This is a genomic window from Leucobacter sp. M11 (assembly GCF_035726885.1).
In the GTDB taxonomy this organism is placed as follows: domain Bacteria; phylum Actinomycetota; class Actinomycetes; order Actinomycetales; family Microbacteriaceae; genus JAPFRB01.
On sequence record NZ_JAPFRB010000002.1, the window covers coordinates 56038 to 62285 of the forward strand.

Annotated in this window: 3 protein-coding genes; all 3 read right to left on the reverse strand. The window is 71.5% G+C overall.

What is annotated here, in order from left to right:
- A partial coding sequence (locus OOT08_RS04370; protein ID WP_325091346.1) for a glutamate synthase subunit beta occupies positions 1–803 on the reverse strand: 803 nt, incomplete at its 3' end.
- A complete protein-coding gene (gltB, locus tag OOT08_RS04375; protein ID WP_325091347.1) occupies positions 796–5373 on the reverse strand; it encodes a glutamate synthase large subunit in 4578 nt (1525 codons plus the stop codon). The genes gltB and OOT08_RS04370, both read right to left, overlap by 8 nt.
- A gap of 222 nt (positions 5374–5595) precedes the next feature.
- Positions 5596–6248: ammonium transporter (locus tag OOT08_RS04380; RefSeq protein WP_442916179.1), on the reverse strand; the 653-nt coding region annotated here is incomplete at its 5' end.

The following is a 6248-nucleotide window of genomic DNA, read 5'->3' on the forward strand; positions in this document are numbered from 1 at the left end:
ACCCGATTGGCGTCGCTCAGGTACCTCATCGCGGGCACGATGCCCGCGGCGTCCGCCCCGGGGACCTCGATCCCCCGGGCAACGCTCGCCCCCGTGGCCACGAGCACGGCATCGAAGCGCCGACGCAACTCGCCCCAGCGCATGTCCCGCCCGATGTCCACCCCGGTGCGGAAGCGCGTGCCCTCCGCGCGCATCTGCTCGACGCGGCGATCGATCAGCGCCTTCTCCAGCTTGAAGTCGGGGATGCCGAAGCGCAGTAACCCGCCAACGGCCTCGTCCCGTTCGTACACGACAACCGTGTGCCCGGCGCGGGTGAGCTGCTGAGCGGCGGCGAGCCCCGCCGGCCCGGAGCCGACGACGGCCACCGTCTTCCCGCTCAGCCGCTCCGGCGGGCGGGGCACCACGAGCCCGCGCTCGAAGCCCTCGTCGATGATCCACGCCTCGGTCTGCTTGATCGTCACGGCCGGCTCGGAGATGCCGAGCACGCAGGCGGATTCGCAGGGGGCCGGACAGACCCGGCCGGTGAACTCCGGAAAGTTGTTCGTGGCGTGCAGTCGCTCAAGCGCCTCCGCGAGCCGCCCGCGGCGGACGAGATCGTTCCACTCGGGGATGAGGTTGCCGAGCGGGCAGCCCTGGTGGCAAAAGGCAACCCCGCAGTCCATGCACCGCCCCGCCTGGCGACGCACCACATCCGGGCGGCCGCGCTTCTGCACCTCGGCCCAGTCCATGATCCGGACGGGAACGGGACGCCGCGGCGCGGTCTCGCGCTCGCGAAGGCTCAGGAAACCGGTCGGATCAGCCATGACGCTCCTCCAGGATCTGCGACCACACCCGGTCGCTGTCGGGTCGTTCGCCGCGGGCAATCGCCCGGGCGGTGAGGGCGCGGACCCGGGTAAAGGCCCGCGGCTCGATCTTGCGCATCCGGGCAGCCAGGCCCCCGGGGTCGCCCAGCAGTTCCGCCACGAGCGGGGAGCCCGTGGTCTCCGCGTGGGCGAGCAGCAGCCCCGCCACGCGGAGGCGATCCTCCGCGTCGAGTTCCCCCACGATCAGGTCCCCGGCGGCGAGCGCCGCGGGGTTCAGCCGCGCGGGATCCAGGTCGAGCACGTATGCGGTCCCCCCGCTCATCCCCGCCCCCAGGTTCATGCCGGTCGGTCCGAGGATCAGGGCGGTGCCGCCGGTCATGTATTCGAGGGCGTGGTCCCCGGCCCCCTCGCACACGGCCTCTGCGCCCGAGTTTCTGACGAGGAAGCGCTCGCCGACGGCGCCGCGGAAGAACATCCGCCCCGCGGTGGCCCCGTAGCCGATGACGTTTCCGGCGATCACGTCGCCCCCGGGCGGCGCTGCGAGCGCGGGGTCTGCCCAGGGGCGCACGCTGATCTGCCCGCCCGAGAGGCCCTTCCCGACGTAGTCGTTGGCGTCCCCGGTGAGGCGGAGCACAATGCCGCGGGGCAGGAAGGCCCCGAGGGATTGCCCGGCGGAGCCGCGCAGGGTGACGTCGATGCACTCGGGCGGCAGCCCCGGGGCACCGTACCGCCGGGTGACGGCGTTGCCGAGCATCGTGCCGACGGCGCGGTCGGTGTTCCGAATCGGCAGGTCGAAGATCACGGGCTGGGCACGATCGAGGGCGTCGCCGGACTCGCGGATGAGGCGGGCATCAAAGTGCTCCGCGATGCCGTGCTCCTGGGCCCGGGCGAAGGCGCGCGGCCCGGGGTCTGGGGCGCTGAGCACGGGGGTGAGGTCCAGGCCGGAGGCTTTCCAGTGGCTGATGGCCGGGTCTGCGTCGAGGGATTCGACGTCGCCGATGGCCTCGGCCAGGCTGCGGTGGCCCAGTTCGGCGAGCAGTTCCCGGACCTCCTGCGCGAGGAAGCGAAAAAAGTTGATGACGTGCTGGGCCTGTCCGGTGTATCGGGCGCGCAGCTCGGGCTTCTGGGTGGCGACGCCGACGGGGCAGGTGTCCAGGTGACAGACGCGCATCATGACGCAGCCGGAGACCACGAGCGGCGCGGTGGCGAAGCCGAACTCTTCGGCCCCGAGCAGCGCCCCGATGACGACGTCGCGGCCGGTTTTGAGTTGCCCGTCCACCTGGAGCACGACGCGTTCGCGGAGCCCGTTCCGGATGAGGGTCTGTTGGGTTTCGGCGAGGCCGAGTTCCCAGGGGGTTCCGGCGTGCTTGAGCGAGTTCATGGGGCTCGCGCCCGTGCCTCCGTCGTGGCCGGAGACGAGGATGACGTCGGCGAGCGCTTTCGCAACTCCGGCGGAGACGGCACCGATCCCGGACTGGCTGACGAGTTTCGCGTGGATGCGGGCGGCGGGATTGGCGCGCTTCAGGTCGTAGATCAGCTGTTTGAGGTCTTCGATGGAGTAGATGTCGTGGTGCGGGGGCGGCGAGATGAGGCCGACGCCCGGGGTCGCGTTGCGGGTCTCGGCGATCCAGGGGTACATCTTGCCGGGTGGCAGCTGCCCACCCTCCCCTGGCTTGGCTCCCTGGGCGAGTTTGATCTGGAGATCGTCGGCGTGGGTGAGGTACAGGCTCGTGACGCCAAAGCGGCCGGAGGCGACCTGTTTGATGGCGCTGCGCCGTTCGGGGTCGAGGAGGCGTTCCACGGACTCCCCGCCCTCCCCCGTGTTGGACTTGCCGCCGAGCGTGTTCATCGCGATCGCGAGGGTTTCGTGGGCTTCCGGTGAGATGGAGCCGTAGCTCATCGCCCCCGTGGAGAAGCGCTTCACGATCTCCGCAACCGGCTCGACCTCGTCGAGGGGCACGGGGGGCCGGTGCGGGCGGAACCGGAACAGGCCGCGCAGGGTCATCAGGCACTCCGCCTGCTCGTTCACCCGGTGGGTGTAGGCGCGAAAGACGTCCTCGCGCCCCTCCCGGGTGGCGTGTTGCAGGGCGTAGATCGTCTCCGGGTCGAACAGGTGCGGGGGGCCGCCGCGACGCCACTGGTATTCCCCGCCGGTGTCCAGCCGCTCGTGGGCGAGCGGGGCGGGGTCCTCTGGGTAGGCAGAGCGGTGCCGGGCGAGGGTCTCCTCGGTGAGCACGTCCAGCCCGACGCCGCCCAGGCGGGCGGGGGTGCCGGTGAAGTGCGCGTCGATCAGACCGCGGTCAAGCCCGAGGCTTTCGAAGGTTTGCGCCCCGCAGTAGCTCGTCACGGTCGAGATGCCCATTTTGCTCATCACTTTGAGCAGGCCGGTGCCGAGGGCGCGCACGAGGTTCGCTCCGGCCTCCTGCGGGCTGAGGCCGGTGAGGTCGCCGGAGCGCACCAGGTATTCCGCGGTCTCGAGGGCGAGGTAGGGGTTCACCGCGGTGGCCCCGTAGCCGATGAGGCACGAGATGTGGTGCACCTCGCGGGCGTCACCGGCCTCGACGATCAGGGCGGCCCGGGTGCGCTTCCCGGCGCGGATGAGGTGGTGGTGCACGGCCGAGGTGGCCAGGAGGGAGGGGACGGGGGCCAGGTCTTTGGTCGAGTCCCGGTCGGAGAGGATCAGGAACTCGGCCCCGGCGTCGACGGCCTGCTCGGCCTCGCGGCAGAGTTCCTCGACGCGTCGGCCAAGCTCTGCGGGGCCGCGGTCGAAGCGAAACAGGCAGCGCAGCGTGACCGTGCGCTCGCGCTCCATGTCTTCGCCGAAGTGCTGAATCTTCGCGAGGGCGTCGTTGTCGAGCACGGGGTATTCCACGACCACTTGGCGGGCGTGCTGCACGCCGTCCTCGAGCACGTTCGCGCGGGGTCCGATGCTCGCGCGCAGGCTGGTCACGCGCTCCTCGCGGAGGGCGTCCAGCGGCGGGTTCGTCACCTGCGCGAAGCGCTGCACGAAATAGTCAAAGAGCAGGTGCGGGCGCTCGGCGAGCACCGCGATCGGGGTGTCCGAGCCCATCGCGGCCAGGGGTTCCGTGCCGTGCTGGGCCATCGGCCCGATCAGCAGGCGCAGTTCCTCCTCGGTCACCCCAAAGGCGCGCTGTCGGCGCGTGATCGAGGCCGCGGGGTGCACGAGGTGTTCTCGCTCGGGGAGGTCACCAAGTCGGATCCGGCCCGCATCGAGCCACTGGCCCCAGGGGGCGCTCGCCGCGAGGTCGGTTTTGATCTCGGCGTCGCCGATGATCCGGCCCGCTTCGGTGTCGATGAGGAAGAGCTCGCCGGGGCGGAGCCGGCCGCGGTGGATCACCGTTTCCGGCGGCACGGCGACCACCCCCGTCTCGCTCGCGAGCACAACGAGGCCGTCGTCGGTGACGAGCGTGCGTCCGGGCCGCAGCCCGTTGCGGTCCAGCGTGGCCGCGATCAGCCGCCCGTCCGTCGCGGTGATCGCGGCAGGCCCGTCCCACGGCTCCATCACGAGGGAGTGGTACTCGTAGAAGTCGCGCAGGGCCGGGGACAGTTCGGGATTTGCCTCCCACGCCTCGGGAACCAGCATGAGGAGCGCGTGGGGCAGGCTCCGGCCGCCGAGCATGAGTAGTTCCAGCACCTCGTCGAGGCTGGCCGAGTCCGAGCCGTCCGGCGAGCAGACCGGGAGCAGCGGGGCGAGGTCCCCGAGCAGGGGGCTCGCGAGCTGGGACTCGCGGGCGCGCATCCAGTTCCGATTCCCCGCGACCGTGTTGATCTCGCCGTTGTGCGCGAGGGTGCGCAACGGCTGCGCGAGGTGCCAGGACGGGAAGGTGTTGGTGGAATAGCGCGAGTGCACGATGGCGAAGCGGGAGGTGAAGCGCTCGTCGGACAGGTCGGGATAGCACTCGGCGAGCTGGCTGGTGGTCATCATGCCCTTGGTGACCAGGGTCCGCGACGACAGCGACGGCCAGTAGGTGTTGGCCTCGCGCTCCGCCCGTTTCCGGGTGCGGAACAGGCGGCGCTCGAGTTCGTCGCCGTCGACGCCGTCGGGGGCGGCGAGGAACAGCTGCTCCAGGGCGGGCATCGTGGCGAGCGCGTCCGAGCCGAGGGAGGCGGTCCGGGTGGGCACCTCCCGCCACCCGAGCGGGGTGAGGCGCTCCTCGGCTGCGATCCGTTCGAGCGCGAATCGGGTCGCCCGCCGGGCGGGGCCCCCGGTGGGCAGGAACGCGGTGCCGACGCCGTAGCGACCGAGCGGGGGCAGCTCGAAGTCGACGCTCTCCCGGAACAGGCGGTCCGGGATTCCCGTGAGGATGCCCGCGCCGTCCCCCGTGTCCGCGTCCGCGCCCACCGCGCCCCGGTGTTCCAGGTTGCGCAGCGCCTCCAGCGCCCGCTGCACGATGCGGTGTTCCGGCACGCGGTTGAGGGTGGCGACCGCCGCGAGCCCGCAGGCATCCCGCTCGAAGGAGGGATCGTAGAGTCCCGCGGCGATCGGCACGCGCACCCCGGGGGCGCGCCGCTGCGTCGTGGGGTGCGTGGTCGATTGGGGAGCGCTCATCGTGGCGTCCTTTCTCTGCGAGCGAGGGGCTTCGGGGGACGCCGTCGGCCCGGGGTGGAACGAGCATACCCCCGAATCTTCCCGGCATTTTGCGCACCCTGCCGAATATTCTGCGGCATGACGCCTCCCGGGACCCGAGAGGCCGCATTTTCCTGCGATTCTCGGGGAGGGCGCCCCCGAATCGGCCCCCTGCGACGGCACGGACGCCGACCGCCGCGCCAGCTACACCGAAGATTCTTCGGTGACCGCCGGGGTCAGCGCGTAGGCGTCCTCCCCGTGCCCGGCGCGGTCGACGCCCGCGAGTTCGTCTCGTTCCGCGACGCGGAACCCGACCGTCCGGCTGATGAGGACGGCGAGCACGAGGCTCACCAGGAAGGAGTAGCCCCCGACGCCGAGCACCGAGATGAGCTGGACGAGGAGGAGGCCCCGGTCCCCCGTCGCGACGAGCCCGGTATCGGTGGCCGCGAACCCGAGAAACAGCGTCCCGAGCACCCCCGCGACCAGGTGCAGGCCCACCACGTCGAGGGAGTCGTCGTAGCCCAGCCGGTACTTCAGGTCGATCGCGAGCGCGCACACCGCTCCGGCGAGCAGTCCGAGGACGATCGACCAGCCCGGGGTGAGGTCGGCGCAGGCCGGGGTGATCGCCACGAGTCCGGCGACCACGCCCGAAATTGCGCCAATCGAGGTGGGCTTGCGCCCGCGCAGTCGCTCCGTGACGAGCCAGCCGAGGATTCCGGCGGCGGGCGCGACCAGGGTGTTGGTCACGATCAGCCCCACCTGGTCGTCGTCGGCGGCGAGCCCGGCGTTGAATCCGAACCAGCCAAACCAGAGCAGGGACCCCCCGAGCAGCACGAGCGGGATATTGTGCGGCCGGT

Excerpts from the sequence above, each read along its gene's own strand:
- gltB (WP_325091347.1), bottom strand. The coding sequence starts at position 5,373 with ATGAGCGCTCCCCAATCGACCACGCACCCCACGACGCAGCGGCGCGCC.